The sequence below is a fragment of the Shewanella sp. BJSY2023SW001 genome, assembly GCF_047314685.1.
Taxonomy (GTDB): domain Bacteria; phylum Pseudomonadota; class Gammaproteobacteria; order Enterobacterales; family Shewanellaceae; genus Shewanella; species Shewanella indica.
Genome location: NZ_JBKORF010000023.1, coordinates 54,729 through 70,370, shown reverse-complemented (window position 1 = coordinate 70,370; position 15,642 = coordinate 54,729). Strand labels below are relative to the sequence as shown.

The following is a 15,642-nucleotide window of genomic DNA, read 5'->3' as shown; positions in this document are numbered from 1 at the left end:
TCAACCGCAGTTTGTTGATTTTCAAAAAAGAAGGGCCCGCAATTGCGGGCCCTTTGTTTGACTAACTCCAGGGCGTTCATTTCAGCTGGCTCATTTCAGGAGGCCGATTTCAAGAGCCAGGCTTGCGGCTGCCCTTGGGTTTTGACTCTAAATGGCTAGGCTGCCACACCGCGCCAGAACAGGCGAAAGCTGGCGTCTCTGGCCTCTCGGGTGGCCTTCTGAGGCTGGTTGCAGAAGAAGCGTGCCGCCGCCAGGAACTGGCTGTGGCAAGCTTCCAGCAACAGTTCTCTGGGTAAATCTGCCAGAACCCCTTGGTTGATGCCTTGCTCCAACAGTTCAGCGATAAAGCCGAGAATGCCATGCATCGCCTGCTGCCGGACCGCTTCACTGACACTGGGCGACATGGCGTATTGCACAAAGAAACTCAGCTTCAGAGGCTGCGCCAGCGCCCAATCGAGCCCGGCCTGCCATAGCATTTCTGCCCGCTGCGGCAATTCAGTGATGCTTGCCGGCGTCTTTGGCAAACTTGCTGAAATGGCGTTGGCAAACTCTGTCTTGATAGCCAGAAACAGCTGATCCATCAGGGTTTCTTTACTGCTAAAGTGATGGAACAGGGTGCCTGTGGCCACGCCGGCGTGGCGGGCTATGCTGGCGGTCGAGGTGGCATAGAAACCTTGCTCGACAAACAGTTGCAATGCGCTGCCCAGGATCTGTTGCTTCTTGTCCTGTTTGCTGCTTATTGCCCGGGCAGCTTCGCTGCTGCGCTTCATCTGAGAAACACCTTAAGCAGCATCTTCTGGATCCCCTTGCCGTAGGGAGGATGCACCAGTTTGCCGGTATTGAATCGCCCCCGGGACAGCACAGTGCGGGCGTGACTGAAGGTGCGAAACCCTTCCTGGCCGTGGTAGTGTCCCATGCCGGACGGACCTATGCCTCCGAAGGGGGCATCATCGGCGGCTACATGAAACACGGTTTCATTGATACAGACGCCGCCTGAGTGGGTTTGGGACAATACCTTTTGCTGCACTTCTTTATCGAAACTCATCAGATACAAGGCCAAAGGTCTGGGGCGCGCCTTGATATAGTCGAGCGCCTGCCCCAGCTCTTGATAACTGACCAAGGGCAGTAAAGGGCCGAAGATCTCTTCCTGCATCAGTTTCATATCATCGCTGACCTTGGTCAGCAACAAGGTGGGCCATTTGCGCTGTTTGGCGCTGGGCAGTTTGCTGAGTGGTTGCTCGCGGTCGGCGGCAAATACCTGTGCCCCTTTGGCGGTGGCATCTTCCAGGAGGGCGACCAGCCTGGCGGCCTGACGTTCGTTGAGTATCTGGCCATAGTCCGGGGTGTTGTCAAAGTCGGGATAAAACTGCTGGAAGCGGCGCCGATAGGCGCTAATAAACTCAGCCTCTTTGCCACTGGGGCAGAGAATATAGTCGGGGGCGACACAAATTTGCCCGGCGTTGAGACACTTGCCGTAGATGAGGCGCTCTACCGCCGTCTCCATGGGCATGTCCCGGGCGATTAACACAGGGGACTTGCCTCCCAGCTCCAGGGTGACAGGGGTGAGATTATCGGCCGCCGCGCGCATTACATGGCGTCCTACCTGAGTCGAGCCGGTAAACAGCAGATGATCGAAGGGCAGGGCGGAGAAACTGGCGGCAATCTCGGCTTCCCCTTCAATCACACAGACCTCGGAGCCATCGAAGACTTCGGCCAGCAGGGAGCGCAGGGCGGCATTGGTGTGGGGAGTAAATTCAGACAACTTCAACATGGCGCGGTTACCGGCGGCAATCACTGTTGCCAGCGGACTCAAGGACAACATGATAGGAAAGTTCCACGGCACTATAATACCCACCACGCCTTTGGGTTGATACTCCACCCTGACGCTGGCCGGTGCCAGCAATAATCCGGCATGGCGGCGACTGGGTTTCATCCAGCCTTTGAGATGCCTGAGGCTGTAGTTGATCTGGGTAACGACCGGCAGTATGTCGGAGATCAGGCTATCGTCGGTCGATCTGTGGCCATAGTCGCGACTGAGTGCATCCGTGAGGGCTTGCTGGTGTTTCAACAAGGCTTGTTTTAACGCCTTGAGCTTGGCCTTGCGCTCGCCAAGGCTTGGCATGGGGGCGGCATTGAAAGCCTGGCGCTGCACGGTGAATTTTTGCAGTAATTGCTGATTTTCCACTGTGAGCGGCTCTGGGTTAACAAGCGACATTTTGCCTCCTTCGGCAACCATTAAGCTGCTTTTAAAATAACCGACTGATTAGTCGGTCTGATGTTAGTTCAGTCTGCGCCTATTGGCAATAACCGGGCTATATTTGATATGGATCACAGAATGCGTTACGGTCGCCAACTAGACTGAAATCGAATAGATGGGGCTTTGTTTTTGAAATCGTTGACATAAGGAATTGATGATGAGCTTGAACATGCATGGTATTTCAATCGGAATTGAGCGTTATGGTGATGACGATTTCTTTGTCACCATGAAAGCCGTGGGAAAACTGACCCACGAAGACTATGAATATATGGTGCCTATGCTGGAATCGGCGATATCCGGTGTGAAGGATCCGGATATTTACGCCCTGCTGGATGTTACCGAAATGGATGGCTGGGAAGCCAGAGCCATGTGGGACGATCTCAAGCTGGGGATCAAGCATGGGCGCCATTTCGAGAAGATTGCCATCATAGGCAATACCAGTTTGCAGGAATGGATGACCAAGATGGCCGACTGGTTCACTCCCTTAGATGTGAAGTTCTTTGTCGACCGTCTCGATGCCATCGACTGGCTGAAAGACTAAACCGTCTTGCCATGAAATGCCCGCGACCTGTGAGGAGGCGCGGGCGTTTTTTATTGCCATTCCAACAGGGCTTTGAGCTGCTCGCTGCGCTCTTGAGTCAAGAGTGCCTGCCACTCCTGCTCAGTGGTAGAGCCTTCAAGTGCGGCAAATAGGCGCGCATTGCTGTCGCGGTATTTAAGCCACAACCGCTGCACCGCGCGAAGGTCTTCTTTGGTCACTTCAAACATATAAAGCTCGGGATCATCTGCCGGGCGCAGTTTCTTCATCAAGGCGCGGTACACCTGGTTGAGCGCTTTGTCGGCGCTGGCAAAGTCAGGGAAAGTGTTCACCACTTGCTCTTCGTTACTGAGCATTTCCAAACGTGCCAGATAGTTTTGCCGCTGCTCGCTCTGGGAGCCGATAATAAAGGCGCTGCGACCGCTGCCGCCATGACCTTCCTCCCTTGAGGTTTTCGCTTGCAACCACAGCTCGAACGCACGGTTGGCCGACTCAAGTAATTTAAGCGGCGCTAATCCCAGGCGTTGTTTGATATTTTGGTTGATCTCTTCTTGTTTGGCGAGGCGTTGCTGCTCCAGCCGCTGCTCTTCCCGTGAGGCACAAAAGCCCATTCCCATGCCGCTGGTAATCGCGCTGCAGAGATCAAATTCAGTGGTCTGTTTGGCACCGGGGTCGAGTTTGAGCCTGTCTTTGACGGCGATATCCAGCTCGGCCGGTACCTCGGCGCCATAGCAGATGAGCTGCAGTACCTGGCGGTCATAATTGTTGCCATCTTGCAGTTTGGAGAGATTCTCGGCCTGTTGCCACAAACGATAGCTATAGCCTTCCTCTAAGGGCGCGCTCAGAGCCTTAAGCCGGTTGAAATCGGGCTTGTCGGCATAGATGCAGGCATCCAGCGTGGTTTGATAGTCGAAGCTAAAGTCCGGGTGGTGAATTCGATACTGTTTTAACACCTCGGCCAGCCTGACAGGATCGGCACTGTTTGTTGAGCCGCCGCGGGTCAGCAGGCGCTCTGTCAGGTAATAGAAGGCCTTGGGGTGACCGGCCCTTGCAGCCTGGCTTAAATGGGCTATGTCTTCGGCCAAAGGTAAGGAATAACTGTAGCTCAGCATGAAGTGGGCTTCGCTGCTGCCAAGGGCCGCGGCTCGTTCAAAGAGCGGCTTGGCCTGTTGGCTCTGTCCGGCTTGTTGCAGCGCCTTGGCTTCTTCTACCAGACTGGCGGCATCCTCGGCGTAAACCGGGGTAAAAATAATCACCAATAGGCTTACGGTTGTGGCTAAATGGAGTAAAGTATTCATAGGGTGCTTAAAAGTTTTGCAATATAACTTGTTGATATTATTCGGCAGGTATCTCATTAGTCGATACCCGTCGTGTCAAGGAGGTCGCTATGCGTAACAAAGATATCCTCTGGCCCACTGATTTCAGTGATACAGCCGCCAACGCATTGAGATATGCTATTGAAATGGCTAATCTTTACCATGTAGGACTGCGAATTTTGCACGTGGTGGATCAACCTTTCGGTGATGAAAACTATCAGCTGTTGATCATCACTCCGGAAGAACTGGCACAAACCATGGAGAAGGCCGCCGCCGAGAAGATGCATGAGTTGCTGGCCAAGCTGAAAAGCCCGCTGAAGATTGAAACTGTGATTCGCCGTGGTGACGCAGTTGATGAGATCCTGGCGGAAGCCGAGTCTGCCGATGTCGGTATGATAGTGATTGCCAGCCATGGTCGCAGTGGTCTGGCCCATTTCCTCAGCACCAATGTGGCCGAGGCCGTGGCCAACAAGGCAAGCTGTCCCGTGCTGGTGGTGAAGTAGCAAGTCGATGCCGCTTGAATGAGCACTAGAACGAGGAGCCGGGCTGCTCTAGAAAGGTCAGCTCCTCGGCGGTCGACTCTCGTCCCAATATGGCATTGCGATGGGGATAGCGGCCAAACCTGTCGATAATCGCCTTGTGTCTCAATTCAAAGTCATAGTTGTCCTTGGTCTGTTCCGAGGTGAATAGTTCCAGGGCTTTTTGATGGATAAGCGCCGACTCGCTGTGCATAAAGGGCATATAGAGGAATGCCAGCATAGGGGCTTGCAGCTGTTTGTCGGCGCCTATGCTGATAGCCTCCTGCGCCAGAGCCAGTGCCATGGGATCGGCACTGAAGGCATCGGGAGTGTCGCGGTGAATGTTGCGCGAGAACTGATCCAGCAGCAAAATTTCCGCCAGGCGCCCTTGTGGCGTTTGCCGCCAATGCCACAACTCGCCCTGACGGGCCGCATTGAGCAAGGCGCCGAAACGACGCTCAATTGTTTGGTCAAACTCAGGATCCTTGACCCACCAGGCCTTGGGGTTTATCTCTTCAAACCAAAAATGGATTATCTGTTGTGGCTTGTACTCGGAGACGATTTGAGCTGACATGACAATTCCTTCTATTGACCTGAGATTAAATCCAGTTGCTGTGATCATGGGCGATAAGCCCAAGGGTTTGCGCCGCGATATCCTGCGCCTTGGCCAGCGGGATCGCAGGTAGCGTCAGTTCACCGCTGGCCAGCCCCAGTTTGAGGCTGGCGAGGCCTCGGCGTTTTTGTCCCCGGCTTTGGATCAGCTGCAGATGTTGCACCTTGTTCAGCGACACCAATAGCCAACTGTGGCTTAGGATCCCTTTGTGGATCCAGAGATCGTTTTCAATCCGCCAAAATCCCCATTGACGATAGCGTAGGTAAAGCGCCGGGACAGCCATTACTCCTGCCAGTAATAGTAGCCAAACTTCTGTCGTCAGACCCCAAAACGCCCATGTCAACGATGCGGGAGTTAAGCACCACAGCGCCCTATAGTAAAACCAGCTCGGGTGAATGGGGTGCCAACGATTGGGAATACGGTCGGCCTTGCTGCTTCTTTGGTTGAGCCTTTTCAGCAGGCGATGCACTTCGCCGCTACCGAGAGATGGCACCAACATGTGATTGCTGTTGCCCCCTTCCACTTCATTGCCTTTTACCTGCTTGAAGCTCAAAGTCCAGCGTTTCAGCCAGCGGGCCAGCAATGGCTGCTGCAAACTGATGAGTTGAATCCTGTGCTGCTTGAGTATGTCTTGCTGGTGGGACAGCAGACCGCCGCTACGCTGTAATGTTTCCTGCTCCTGGGTCAGGCGATAGGGGGCATATTTCAGCAGCGCCGCGACTATTGAGATCAAGGAAAACAGCAGATAGCCAAGGAGCAGAAGGCCGACAAGGAACCCCAGCTCCAGCAGCAGGTTGCCGCTTACCTGCTGCTGATGCCAGTCGAAGACTTGTGTCAGCCCGAGCTCCATCAGTTGACTGCCTTCGAGCTGGCTGAGCACCGGACCTGCGATGACGGCAAACCAAACAAAATTATTCTGATACAGACCAAAGAGCGCCAGCTCGGCCAGGGACTTCTTCACCAGTAAGCGGGAGTTTGGCGGTGCAGAGGTGGCGGCGCTTTGGTCTGTGTCGGCCTGTTTCATCAATTGCCGCCTCAGTGACTCGGCCTGAACTTGGGTGACTGCGCTTAAGCAGGCTTCATCCTTGGCTGAACCCGCAGTTTCCACTATCAAGTTACCCAGTCGCAACGGCTTAAAGTAAAAAGGCTGTTCCAGACGCACATTTTGAATTCTATCTACCGGCAGTTCGACTTTGCGCCTGAACAGGGCGCCGCTGTGGACCTCGAGTTGCCCTCGAGTCAAGCGATAACGGAATTTACGCCAGCTCAACAGCCCATGGGCAAAAATGATTACCAGGGTCAATACCAGCGCCAGTGGCAGCCAAACGGAGTCAAATCCCTGCTGCCAGCCGGTATAGAGGATAGGCACCAGGGCATAGCCGTTGCTGAGGAAGTGCTTCAGGCTGGAGAGGCTGAAACTGATGATTGCCCAAGGCGAGAGCGAGTGCCAGTCGGCTTGCTGCACCTGGTTCAATTCGGCGTCTCCATTGAGGTGCCACTGACATTTTTACTCGCCAGAGACAGCAGATGTTGGCGCAGCGCTTCGGCTACTTCATTCTCCAGCCCGGGCAGACTGACCTCGGCCGCCGAACTGCCGGCACTGTAGCAGCGCAAACTTGTCAGTCCGAAATGGCGCTGCAATGGTCCCTGAGACAGGCTCACATGTTGCAGCCTGCTGGCCGGCATGGCGGTATGGCTCTGCCACCAAAGCCCTTCACGTAGCAAAATGCCGTATTCACAAACGCCATAACCCATGGCTCCGGCTTGTTTTTGATTGAGCCAGATCTTGAATCCCAAAAGCAGCAGTGCCAGCGTGACCGAGATGATGACTTCAAGACCACTCAGCTTGGCGCTGAGCAGTAAAGCAGGCACTAGCAGCAGTATGATCAGTGCCATCAGCAGCAGGTTTTGCCACAGCAATTGTTGGCGGTAGCGGGGAGACAAAGGGGTTAAGGGTTGGCTGTCAAAGCCTAACCACTGTTGCTGTGGCAGGGGCGAGTGGGGCGAGCGGATATCCATGTGCTTTGAGTCCTTGGGGCATTGACCTGACTATAGCAATAGAGAGTTTGTCGCTTCAAGCAGCCAGCTCGGATGGCAGAGACTTGATGCAGTTCCAGATCCTGAGCGATTGCACTTGTGTTAACAACTGGATATCAAGTAGTTTGGTTGCAAGACTTTGTTGCCTGTGTGGTGCTCGTTTTCTCAAACGCGCCGCTACTGGCTGTAAACCATCAGGACGATGAGTATGTTCCAAGCCGATAAGGTATCCAAACAGCAAACCGCCTTTTTACGTAAGCTCTATCTGGCCCACCTGATAGACGATAGCCAACATAATCTGTTGTCCTTACAGAAGGAAACCGGCATGCCGCGCCGCACCTTGCAAGATGCCATTGCCGCCTTCGGCGATATAGGTATTCAGGTGGACTTTATCCAGGATGGCCGCAGGAATAACTCAGGGCACTACCACATCCGCACCTGGGGGCCGATTAACAGCGCCTGGGTCGGTACTCACCTGGAGCAGATACGCACCTTGTTGTTTAGCGACATCTGAGCTTCTCTGTTGCCATTAACCGTCAGGAAGTTCGCGGATTATCGTATCTTAAATCATGCCGCAACTTGTTCGTGTGTGGCTGAACTCACTGTGAGGAAGCTATCTTTATAACCTTATCAGTTCTCCAGGCCAGCATTAAGTAATTGATAAGTCTATATAAAAACAAACCAAATCCAGCTTAAAATCAGCAGTATCCAAGGTAACAAGAGTTGCCATTTGGGGATGTGGCTTGAAGGCATTTCGCTTGCCTCTACACAGTCATCTTCGTCGTGCTGGAGTTTCTTTTTCTGCCTAAGCTCTTGCTTGCGTGCCTTGTCTCTTTCTCTGGCCTTGGCCTTTTGTTGCTTCTTGTATTCGGCAATGCCTTTCTCTATGCCCTGGGCAATGAGGCGGGTTTGCTCCTTGGTCTGCCCCGCCTTTTGAGTGGCTTTGGCCATACGCATGGCTTCGGTTTGGGTTTCGTTGGAAATCGCTGGCTTCTTGTTCATCTCTGATGGGGTTGATGACTGACCCAAGGATTATACCTGCCTGCTTGGAGTTCTGACCACAGACGGCTTCACATCAAAGGTGTTTGTTGGTGCTGAATTTGTTCTGGGTCATCTTATGGCAGGGTTCATACTGCATGGGCTTTGATAGCTTCAAAAATAGAGTCTCTGTCCCTGCGCGTCGGCGAAGGTGCCAGGTTCATAGTGCCAGACCCTGGAAATCAGTCCAGGCGTCAAAGCCTGTTGGGGCGGCCCCTGTACCAGGAGTTTACCTTTGTCCATAACCAGCAATTGATCAGCATAGTGACTGGCCTGGTTGAGGTCGTGCAGCACGGCCAATACAGTGTAGCCCTGCTCATGTGCCAGCTCTCTGGCGAGCCGCAGTACTCTGTGTTGCTGGGCCAAATCCAGTGCCGAGGTGGGTTCATCCAGCAAGAGTACAGGCGAGTGCTCGGCCTGGGCCAATTGAGTCAAAACCCTGGCCAACTGAACCCGCTGGCGTTCACCGCCGGACAGTGCCGGATAGTTGCGCTCACTCAGATGAGCCAGGTCCAGACGCCAGAGTTGCTGCTCAACCAGTTGGGCGGCATCTCTGGCACTGAGACTGAGAGGATACAGGCCCATGGCTACCACTTCACGAACGCTGAAGGGAAAGCTGAGACTCGAGTGTTGCGGCAACATGGCCAGATGCCTGGCCAAGGCTTGCTTCGGCCACTGCCCAAGAGGCGAGCCGTGAAGGCTTATCCGCCCGGCATCGGCCTTGAGCTCCTGGGTCAACAGCCTTAGCAGACTGGACTTGCCGGCGCCATTGGGCCCCAGCAGAGCGTAAAATTGGCCGCTTTGCAGTCGGCAACTGACATCGGTCAGCAAGGGCTTGTTGTCGACTCTGGCATGGAGATGTTTGAGCTCCAGTACTTGCTCAGTAACTGCGGTGGACTCAAATGGCATGGCTGTCTGTGCGGCAGTTGTCGTGGTCACGGATTCAAGTGAAGGCATGGAGTACCTCAATAAAGCTTACGTCGCTGACTCAGCAGCAAATAGAGGAAGAAGGGAGCGCCGAGCAGAGCCGTCATCAGGCCGACAGGGATCTCCGCCGGTGACATCAAGGTACGGGCCCCTGAGTCGGCCAATGCCAGTAGCACGGCGCCGAGAATGGCACTCAGCGGCAGCAGTTGGCGATGATCCGGCCCCTTGAGCAGTCGCACCAGATGCGGTACCACCAGTCCGATAAAACCTATGATGCCGGTGGCCGCCACGGCAACACCAACGCCCAAAGAACAGAGCAAGATCAACTTCAGCTTGAGCCTGTCTACCTCTATGCCCAGATGACGCGCCTCGGATTCGCCCAGCAATAGGGCGTTGAGCGCCAATGCCTGTTTGTTGAACTGCCAACTCACCAAGGCCAGTACCGGCAGACAGATAAAAACGGATTGCCAACTGGCACCGGCGATGGCCCCCAACTGCCACAGGCTAAGATCCCGCAGTGCCATGTCGTTGGCAAGGAAAGTCAGCATGCCAATTCCGGCACCGGCCAGGGCGGTAATAGCCACCCCGGCCAGCAAGAGTAACACCACTGAGGTGCTGCCACCTGAAGTGGCGAGCCGGTAAACCAGTAAACTGGTTGCCAGACCGCAGAGAAAAGCACCAAGGGGGACGGCATAGCTGCCAAGATGCGGCAGCAGCACTATACAGATGGCGGCTCCCAGCGCCGCGCCCGAGGACACACCTATGATGCCTGGGTCAGCCAGAGGGTTACGAAACAGGCCTTGCATTACGGCGCCGCACTGTGCTAACAGGGCGCCGACAATCAGTGCCAGCAAGGTTCTCGGTAGACGGACATTTTGCACTATCAGGGCATTGGCTTCCTGCCCGGCGGCGACTGAGCCAAGCAGGGAGTCGATTATATCGCTCAAGCCTATGGTCACAGGTCCGGTTGCTATCGAGAGCAACGCGGAAAACAGCAGCAGGCTGGCGAGTCCTGGCCAGAGCCAGGGGTGACGGTGGGTGGGCAGCACGGCAGCCATGATTATTGCTCCAGCAGTTCCTGATTCAGGGACTCGGCCGCTTCAATGGCGGAGATACCCAATCCCCCGAGTAATGCCTGAGGTTGAAGATCCCGGATCAAACCGGCTTTTCCGGCCGGAGTATGGGCCAGTAGCGGCATGCTCTTTAGTAGCTTACCGGCTTGAGGCTCGGGTTGCTCGCTGGCGCTTGAGAGTAAAATCAGCTCAGGCTTGAGCGCCAGAATGCCTTCCTGAGACAGGCTGCGGTAGCCGCTGAAGTCGGCGGCGTTGGTGGCACCGGCCAGCTGGATAATGATATCGGCGGCCGTATCGGCGCCGCCGACTCTGGCGGGACGCTCTGACTGCAGCAACATAAACATGACTTTGGGAGGATGTTTGAATTTGGCCGCAGATTGCGCCAGCTGCTGTAACCTGCCACCCAGGGTATCGGCCAGTTCGGTGGCGGCTTTCTCCTTATTCAGGGCCTTCCCCAGAGTGAGAATATTTTGCTGCAGTTGCTCGGCGGTATCGGCCGCCTCCAGGGTAATAACCGGCACACCGGCCTGTTTTACCAGATCTATACTGCTGGTAGGTCCCATCACAGAGGTGCCAATCAGGAGATCCGGTTTTTGCGCCAATATGCCCTCGGCTGACAGCATTCTGTGGTAGCCGAGTCTTGGCAGTTTCAGCGTCTTTGGCAGAGCGCTGCTGGCGTCGACAGCCACCAGTTGTGGGGCGGCATCCAATGCCAGCACCAATTCAGTGACACCGGCACCGGCACTGATCACTCGCTTGGGGGGCTCTTCAGCGGCAAAAAGCGGCATGGCGAGCAGGCCACAGAGAAAGATAAGAGAATTTTTCATTCTAGCTCCAAAATAATTCAGGGACTCATCGCCACAGACTTGTGTCTGAGGTTTCATCAGGTGTTTAGGGTTCCATCAGAACCCGGGTCTGGCTGATCTCCAGCCGTTGCAGCAGACTCAGCAGTTGCATCAGCGGCTGGACTCTTGCCTCCTTGTCGGCGGCCACGATTAAGGTCAGCTCGGGATCGTCGGCCAGCGCTTGAGTCAGGGCCTGCTCGAACGCGTCGAACCGGGCAAATTTTTGTTCATTGAGTGCCCAGAACGGCGCCTGGGGTAACACGCTGACCGTCAATTGAGTCTGCGCTTGTGGGCTCAAAGTGCTGGCGCTGTTATCCGGCACTTCAATCGGCAGGCTCAATAACCTGGGGTTGGCTGTGAGCAGTAAAAACACCAACACAATGAAGATGATGTCTATCAAGGGGGTTAGATCCAGGCCGCTATCCAGGCCATGTTCTTCCTTAATTTCAATCATGACAGCGGCTCCGGATGGCGCCGCTTGCCGTTGACACCGGTGAGCTTGGTCAGGTTGAAGGCGGCGTAATCATTGTCTTCGCCCTGCAGCGGAACCCCTTCCAACCAAAGGTTGAGATGATTCAGTACATGGGCGCAGGAGGCCACTGAACGCTCGGCCCAGAGTCCGAACAGCTGCGCTCCCAATAACGCGGGTACAGCGATCAACAAGCCGGCGGCTGTGGTGTACATGGCTAATCCCAAGCCCGAGGCCAACAAGGCCGGAGTGATACTGTCACTCTGATTGGCGCCAATATCGTTGAACATCTCCACTAGCCCCAGCACAGTGCCGAGTAAACCCAGAAGCGGGCTGATGGTACCTATGTATTGCAGCAACTTGAGTCCGGCGTGGAGTTTGCGCTTCTCCCTTGCCAGCCAAAGTGACAACAACTCTTCCCGCAGCGCCTTGGGTTGTGCGGCCTGCCTCAGCAAATGGCGGGCACCGCAGGAAATCAGTCCCCGGTTATCTTTCAGGCGTTCAAGCAGGCTGTCACTGCTTTCATCCAGTGTGCCGTTGCGTAATTCGCCGAGCCAGGATTGGCGTCTGAACAGGCTGGGCAACAAGATGGCAAAGCGCTCCAGGAATATCATCAGGGTCAGAAAGGCGCAGATGAGCAAAGGCCAGGTAAGAGCGCCTAGTTGCTGGTGCAGGCTTTGGTACAAATTTAATTCCATCGTGTCTCCAACTGTTAATTAAGGGCGAAGCGAACCGGCACCCTGACTTTGAAACGGGCCGCTGAAGCTTGGGAAGGAATGCTGAACTGCCAGTGGCGTACGGCGGCCAATGCCGCTTCATCCAAAATGGCATAGCCTGAGCTGCTGACGAGCAAGGCGTATTGGGTTCTGCCCTGATGATCAAAGAAGATGTCTACCAGAGCCGTGCCTTCAAAGCCCCGCTTGCGGGCGAGTTTGGGGTAGCTCGGCGGCGTCGGCGGGCTGGCAAATACAGGCTCAGCCAGCTCTACTGTGTGATTCAGCCCTGAGGTGGCGGCAGTTTGAACCTGTGACGAAGGAATAGCCGGCTTTTCCTCATGGGACACAGGCTCTTCTCGCGGAGTCGATGGGGCGTGTTTCGGTTCAGATTTCTCTGCTATCTCACGCGGCTTTTCCTGAGTCGGTTGTGGCTTGCTCATCTTTGAAGCTTGTTTCTGACTCGCTTTGAGCGGCCTGGTTTTGAGCAGCTTTGACTTTGGCGGCTCAGGTTTCGCCACATTCTGTTTCAGCGGTTCTTGATGTTGAGGGGCTTTATGTTCAGCTTCTTTATGCTTAGCGGATGGGGCGTTTGCCGCAGGGTGGCTTTCGGCGTTAGCAGCCTGGTTTTGAGTCTGTACTGAGGCAGTTTGGGACGCTGCAGCAGGGGCTGCGCTGAAACTCAGTTGCAAACCGCCCTTGGTGGGCATTACCAAAGGATCTGGGGTGGCTGTCTGAGAGGCCAATACGGCACTCTGAAGTGACAATGCCATGAGCGCAAAACCACAATAACGCTTGGGGGTCACGCCGTTACTCCTGTTTACAACCGCTTGTTGCGGCGGGTGAATGTTCAAATTCAACTAAGCAAGGACCCGTAAGGCTCAATGCTATTCTGTCTTGGGTCGGCTCTGTCCCTGAGCCGCCACCATTCCATGGTTCCTGCCTTTACCGTCTGGCCAGTTTTTACCGTTTGGCTGGCACCGCATTTCGTACCGAAAAATGGCTTGGCTTCCCGAGTAACTTCCCTTTCTTCAGATTAAAATATATTAGAGTAAATAATATTGCAAATGATAATAATTACTATTTGATCATCTTCTAAAGTTAAGCTAGAGTGCCGCCTTAAGTGGTGTTGTCCCGGGCTTGCTGTTTGCCCTTGGGCTCAATTTATTTTCAGTAATGCCACTCCCATGAGAAAGGCTGGAGATACAGCCTGATAATCTGTTTGAGGATTAAGATGATGAATAGAAAACCGCTGGTTATGGCTATTACTCTGGCATTGGGAACCCCCCTCCTGAGTCTGGCCGCTGTTGCCGAGCAGGTGAAAACAGCTGAATTTGATGAAGTGCTGGTAAGTGCTACCCGCATTCAGGAGAAAGTCTCTGAATCCAGCCGCAGTGCTGCGGTTGTCGGTGAAGAGCAGTTGGCCGAGAAGCAAGGCAACTCGGTGGCCGAAGTGCTCAAGACGGAAGCCAACATCAATATCGCCAATGGCCCCAGGGCATCTGCCCAGCAGGTAGAAATTCGTGGTCTCAGTGGCCAGAGGGTATTGCAGACCATAGATGGTGCCAGGCAAAACGCCAGTGCCGGCCACAGAGGCACCTTCTTTATGGACCCTGAGCTGCTCAGTTCTGTTGAGGTGGTACGTGGCCCGGCTTCCAGCCTTTGGGGCAGTGGCGCCATAGGCGGTGTGGTATCGCAAAACACCAAGTCGGCCAGAGAGATGCTCGACGAAGGCCAGAGCTTTGGTGGCTATCTCAAGCAGGGCTATGAAACCAATGGCCAGCGCAGCAAGAGCAGCGGTGCCATTTATGGAGCCAAGGGCAGTATCGACTGGTTGTTGAACGGCAGCTACAGCGACGGCGACAACATCAAGGCCGGTAATGACAATACCCTGGAAAACAGCGCCAGCCGTAGCCGCAGCGGCTTGGCCAAGTTCGGTTGGCAGTTGGATGAGGCGCAAAGGTTGCAACTTTCCGGCAGGATCAATGAGATTTTTGAAGCCGTGCCCAGTAATCCGGCCACAGGTGTCAGCAACAGTGTGCCTCTGGTGCGCCGTGACAGCAAAGATTCCAACCTGACCCTGGACTACAGCCTGGCACCAAGGGGCAACGCCCTGCTGGATCTGGATGCCAAGTTCTATTGGAACAAGACGGATTATGATGAGAATCGCCTGACCAAGGGCCAGTTCGACACCACAGAATATGAAACCCTGGGGTTCAGTATTGCCAATCGCAGTCAATGGCAGGGGCTCAAATTAACTTATGGTCTGGACGGCTACCGCGACCAGATAGAAACCTTCCGTGATGACAGCGGCCAGAGCGGTCAGCGTCCCGGCAACATAGATGGTGAGTCTCGGGTGTGGGGCGCTTTCGTTGCCGCCAATATCGCCCTGGGGGAAAACTGGTCATTGGATCCGGCGCTGCGTTACGACAGCTTTGAAAACGAAAGCAATAACCTGGGCCATTCCAGTGATGACGATGCCTTGTCTCCCTCGTTGGCACTGGTGTGGAAGACTGCGCCTTGGCTGACACTCAGCGCCCGTTACGATGAAGCCTTCCGCGCGCCATCAGTGGAGGAGATGTACTCCAGCGGTACTCATTACTGTATTCCTCCCATCCCTAACTTTTTGCCCAACGGCCTGTGCAATACCTTTGAGGTCAATGAAAACCTCAAGGCTGAAAAGGCCAAGAACAAAGAATTGAAGGCCGATATGCGCTTTGCCGAGCTGGCGGGCAACGATGAACTGGCGCTGAGCCTGAGTGTATTCAGAAACGATGTCGATGACTTTATCGAGCAGCGGGTGACCAATCCACTGCACGGCATTCCCAGACTTGAGCAGAACACCCGCTGGGATAACGTCGACAAGGCCAGACTGACTGGCTTTGAACTGACAGGAAAGTATCGCATCAATCAGACCCGCTTATCGCTTAGCTATGGTCAGACTGAAGGTAAAGACAGGCATGACGGGGGCTATCTGGCCAATATTCCGGCCAACAAGCTGGTGCTCGACTTGTCGCAGGGGATCATGGCGGGCGATATGAAGCTGGGAACCCGGGTCAGCTATAACGCCAGTCAAGACAGGGTGCCTAAAGATAACCCGGTTAACCGCTACCAGGACTACACCCTATGGGATGTGTATCTGGCTTGGGAGCCTGCCATGGGGACCTTCGAAGGGTTGCGGGTCGACTTTGCCATTGAAAACATTGGCGATGAAGAGTACATCCAAGCCTGGCAAACCCTGATGGATCAAGGGCGCAACTTCAAGCTCTCGGCCCGTTACCGTTTCTGATGGAGCAAC

General features: G+C 54.7%; 17 protein-coding genes. 4 read left to right on the top strand and 13 right to left on the bottom strand.

Annotated features, from left to right (window positions below; translation table 11 throughout):
* Positions 1-155 precede the first annotated feature (155 nt).
* Together ACMHXH_RS06035 and ACMHXH_RS06030 are read right to left on the bottom strand one after the other, a co-directional pair.
* Entirely contained in the window at positions 156-770 is a 615-nt protein-coding gene (locus ACMHXH_RS06035; RefSeq protein WP_251767393.1) for a TetR/AcrR family transcriptional regulator, read from the bottom strand.
* Positions 767-2,215 (bottom strand): coniferyl aldehyde dehydrogenase, encoded by a 1,449-nt coding sequence (locus ACMHXH_RS06030; protein WP_413737802.1) that lies wholly within the window; start codon positions 2,213-2,215, stop codon positions 767-769. Before ACMHXH_RS06030 ends, ACMHXH_RS06035 begins: the two co-directional genes overlap by 4 nt.
* Positions 2,216-2,414: 199 nt before the next feature.
* Between ACMHXH_RS06030 and ACMHXH_RS06025 the strand changes: the two genes are divergently transcribed.
* Positions 2,415-2,798, top strand: a complete 384-nt coding sequence (locus ACMHXH_RS06025; RefSeq protein ID WP_039034132.1) for an STAS/SEC14 domain-containing protein — start codon at positions 2,415-2,417, stop codon at positions 2,796-2,798.
* Between the two features lie 50 nt (positions 2,799-2,848).
* Here the strand turns inward: ACMHXH_RS06025 and ACMHXH_RS06020 are convergent, their stop codons facing one another.
* A complete protein-coding gene (locus ACMHXH_RS06020; protein ID WP_251767395.1) occupies positions 2,849-4,093 on the bottom strand; it encodes a lysozyme inhibitor LprI family protein in 1,245 nt (414 codons plus the stop codon).
* 89 nt (positions 4,094-4,182) lie between these two features.
* On the opposite strand from ACMHXH_RS06020, the gene ACMHXH_RS06015 reads away from it, so the two are divergent.
* Entirely contained in the window at positions 4,183-4,614 is a 432-nt protein-coding gene (locus ACMHXH_RS06015) for a universal stress protein (protein WP_039034134.1), read from the top strand.
* Positions 4,615-4,639: 25 nt separating this feature from the next.
* Here the strand turns inward: ACMHXH_RS06015 and ACMHXH_RS06010 are convergent, their stop codons facing one another.
* The 3 genes from ACMHXH_RS06010 to ACMHXH_RS06000 are packed head-to-tail and all read right to left on the bottom strand — an operon-like array spanning position 4,640 to position 7,261.
* Positions 4,640-5,203, bottom strand: a complete 564-nt coding sequence (locus ACMHXH_RS06010) for a DUF924 family protein (protein ID WP_039034135.1) — start codon at positions 5,201-5,203, stop codon at positions 4,640-4,642.
* A gap of 25 nt (positions 5,204-5,228) precedes the next feature.
* Positions 5,229-6,707: a PH domain-containing protein gene (locus ACMHXH_RS06005; protein ID WP_071476672.1), complete on the bottom strand. Its 1,479-nt coding sequence runs from the start codon at positions 6,705-6,707 to the stop codon at positions 5,229-5,231.
* A 5-nt stretch (positions 6,708-6,712) separates the two neighbouring features.
* Positions 6,713-7,261, bottom strand: coding sequence for a PH domain-containing protein (locus ACMHXH_RS06000; RefSeq protein ID WP_071476654.1), 549 nt, complete (start codon positions 7,259-7,261; stop codon positions 6,713-6,715).
* 226 nt (positions 7,262-7,487) lie between these two features.
* Here ACMHXH_RS06000 and ACMHXH_RS05995 point away from each other — a divergent pair, with 226 nt between their 5' ends.
* Positions 7,488-7,793, top strand: a complete 306-nt coding sequence (locus tag ACMHXH_RS05995) for a winged helix-turn-helix domain-containing protein (protein ID WP_039034136.1) — start codon at positions 7,488-7,490, stop codon at positions 7,791-7,793.
* A 152-nt stretch (positions 7,794-7,945) separates the two neighbouring features.
* Here ACMHXH_RS05995 and ACMHXH_RS05990 read toward each other — a convergent pair whose 3' ends face one another.
* The 7 genes from ACMHXH_RS05990 to ACMHXH_RS05960 form a co-directional block, all read right to left on the bottom strand.
* Positions 7,946-8,281 (bottom strand): DUF2956 domain-containing protein, encoded by a 336-nt coding sequence (locus ACMHXH_RS05990; protein ID WP_071476653.1) that lies wholly within the window; start codon positions 8,279-8,281, stop codon positions 7,946-7,948.
* 150 nt (positions 8,282-8,431) lie between these two features.
* Positions 8,432-9,226, bottom strand: coding sequence for a heme ABC transporter ATP-binding protein (locus ACMHXH_RS05985; RefSeq protein WP_071476671.1), 795 nt, complete (start codon positions 9,224-9,226; stop codon positions 8,432-8,434).
* Positions 9,227-9,282: 56 nt separating this feature from the next.
* On the bottom strand, positions 9,283-10,302 hold the full coding sequence (locus tag ACMHXH_RS05980) for a FecCD family ABC transporter permease (RefSeq protein WP_071476652.1): 1,020 nt from the start codon (positions 10,300-10,302) through the stop codon (positions 9,283-9,285).
* Positions 10,303-10,304: 2 nt separating this feature from the next.
* Positions 10,305-11,144 carry a heme/hemin ABC transporter substrate-binding protein gene (locus ACMHXH_RS05975; protein ID WP_177192605.1) on the bottom strand — a complete coding sequence of 280 codons (840 nt, stop codon included), beginning with the start codon at positions 11,142-11,144 and terminating at the stop codon, positions 10,305-10,307.
* A gap of 64 nt (positions 11,145-11,208) precedes the next feature.
* Positions 11,209-11,616, bottom strand: a complete 408-nt coding sequence (locus ACMHXH_RS05970) for a biopolymer transporter ExbD (RefSeq protein WP_335912404.1) — start codon at positions 11,614-11,616, stop codon at positions 11,209-11,211.
* Positions 11,613-12,329: a MotA/TolQ/ExbB proton channel family protein gene (locus ACMHXH_RS05965; RefSeq protein ID WP_335912403.1), complete on the bottom strand. Its 717-nt coding sequence runs from the start codon at positions 12,327-12,329 to the stop codon at positions 11,613-11,615. The genes ACMHXH_RS05970 and ACMHXH_RS05965 overlap by 4 nt, the downstream gene beginning before the upstream one ends.
* Before the next feature lie 14 nt (positions 12,330-12,343).
* Positions 12,344-13,150, bottom strand: a complete 807-nt coding sequence (locus ACMHXH_RS05960; RefSeq protein WP_335912402.1) for a TonB family protein — start codon at positions 13,148-13,150, stop codon at positions 12,344-12,346.
* Between the two features lie 431 nt (positions 13,151-13,581).
* Between ACMHXH_RS05960 and ACMHXH_RS05955 the strand changes: the two genes are divergently transcribed.
* Complete coding sequence (locus ACMHXH_RS05955; RefSeq protein WP_144360992.1) at positions 13,582-15,633, top strand: TonB-dependent hemoglobin/transferrin/lactoferrin family receptor; 2,052 nt, start codon at positions 13,582-13,584, stop codon at positions 15,631-15,633.
* Positions 15,634-15,642 lie beyond the last annotated feature (9 nt).

Bases quoted from the DNA above. Each gene is read 5' to 3' on its own strand.
- ACMHXH_RS06035 (WP_251767393.1), bottom strand. From the start codon at position 770: ATGAAGCGCAGCAGCGAAGCTGCCCGGGCAATAAGCAGCAAACAGGAC.
- ACMHXH_RS06030 (WP_413737802.1), bottom strand. From the start codon at position 2,215: ATGTCGCTTGTTAACCCAGAGCCGCTCACAGTGGAAAATCAGCAATTA.
- ACMHXH_RS06025 (WP_039034132.1), top strand. From the start codon at position 2,415: ATGAGCTTGAACATGCATGGTATTTCAATCGGAATTGAGCGTTATGGT.
- ACMHXH_RS06020 (WP_251767395.1), bottom strand. From the start codon at position 4,093: ATGAATACTTTACTCCATTTAGCCACAACCGTAAGCCTATTGGTGATT.
- ACMHXH_RS06015 (WP_039034134.1), top strand. From the start codon at position 4,183: ATGCGTAACAAAGATATCCTCTGGCCCACTGATTTCAGTGATACAGCC.
- ACMHXH_RS06010 (WP_039034135.1), bottom strand. From the start codon at position 5,203: ATGTCAGCTCAAATCGTCTCCGAGTACAAGCCACAACAGATAATCCAT.
- ACMHXH_RS06000 (WP_071476654.1), bottom strand. From the start codon at position 7,261: ATGGATATCCGCTCGCCCCACTCGCCCCTGCCACAGCAACAGTGGTTA.
- ACMHXH_RS05995 (WP_039034136.1), top strand. From the start codon at position 7,488: ATGTTCCAAGCCGATAAGGTATCCAAACAGCAAACCGCCTTTTTACGT.
- ACMHXH_RS05990 (WP_071476653.1), bottom strand. From the start codon at position 8,281: ATGAACAAGAAGCCAGCGATTTCCAACGAAACCCAAACCGAAGCCATG.
- ACMHXH_RS05985 (WP_071476671.1), bottom strand. From the start codon at position 9,226: ATGCCATTTGAGTCCACCGCAGTTACTGAGCAAGTACTGGAGCTCAAA.
- ACMHXH_RS05980 (WP_071476652.1), bottom strand. From the start codon at position 10,302: ATGGCTGCCGTGCTGCCCACCCACCGTCACCCCTGGCTCTGGCCAGGA.
- ACMHXH_RS05975 (WP_177192605.1), bottom strand. From the start codon at position 11,144: ATGAAAAATTCTCTTATCTTTCTCTGTGGCCTGCTCGCCATGCCGCTT.
- ACMHXH_RS05970 (WP_335912404.1), bottom strand. From the start codon at position 11,616: ATGATTGAAATTAAGGAAGAACATGGCCTGGATAGCGGCCTGGATCTA.
- ACMHXH_RS05965 (WP_335912403.1), bottom strand. From the start codon at position 12,329: ATGGAATTAAATTTGTACCAAAGCCTGCACCAGCAACTAGGCGCTCTT.
- ACMHXH_RS05955 (WP_144360992.1), top strand. From the start codon at position 13,582: ATGAATAGAAAACCGCTGGTTATGGCTATTACTCTGGCATTGGGAACC.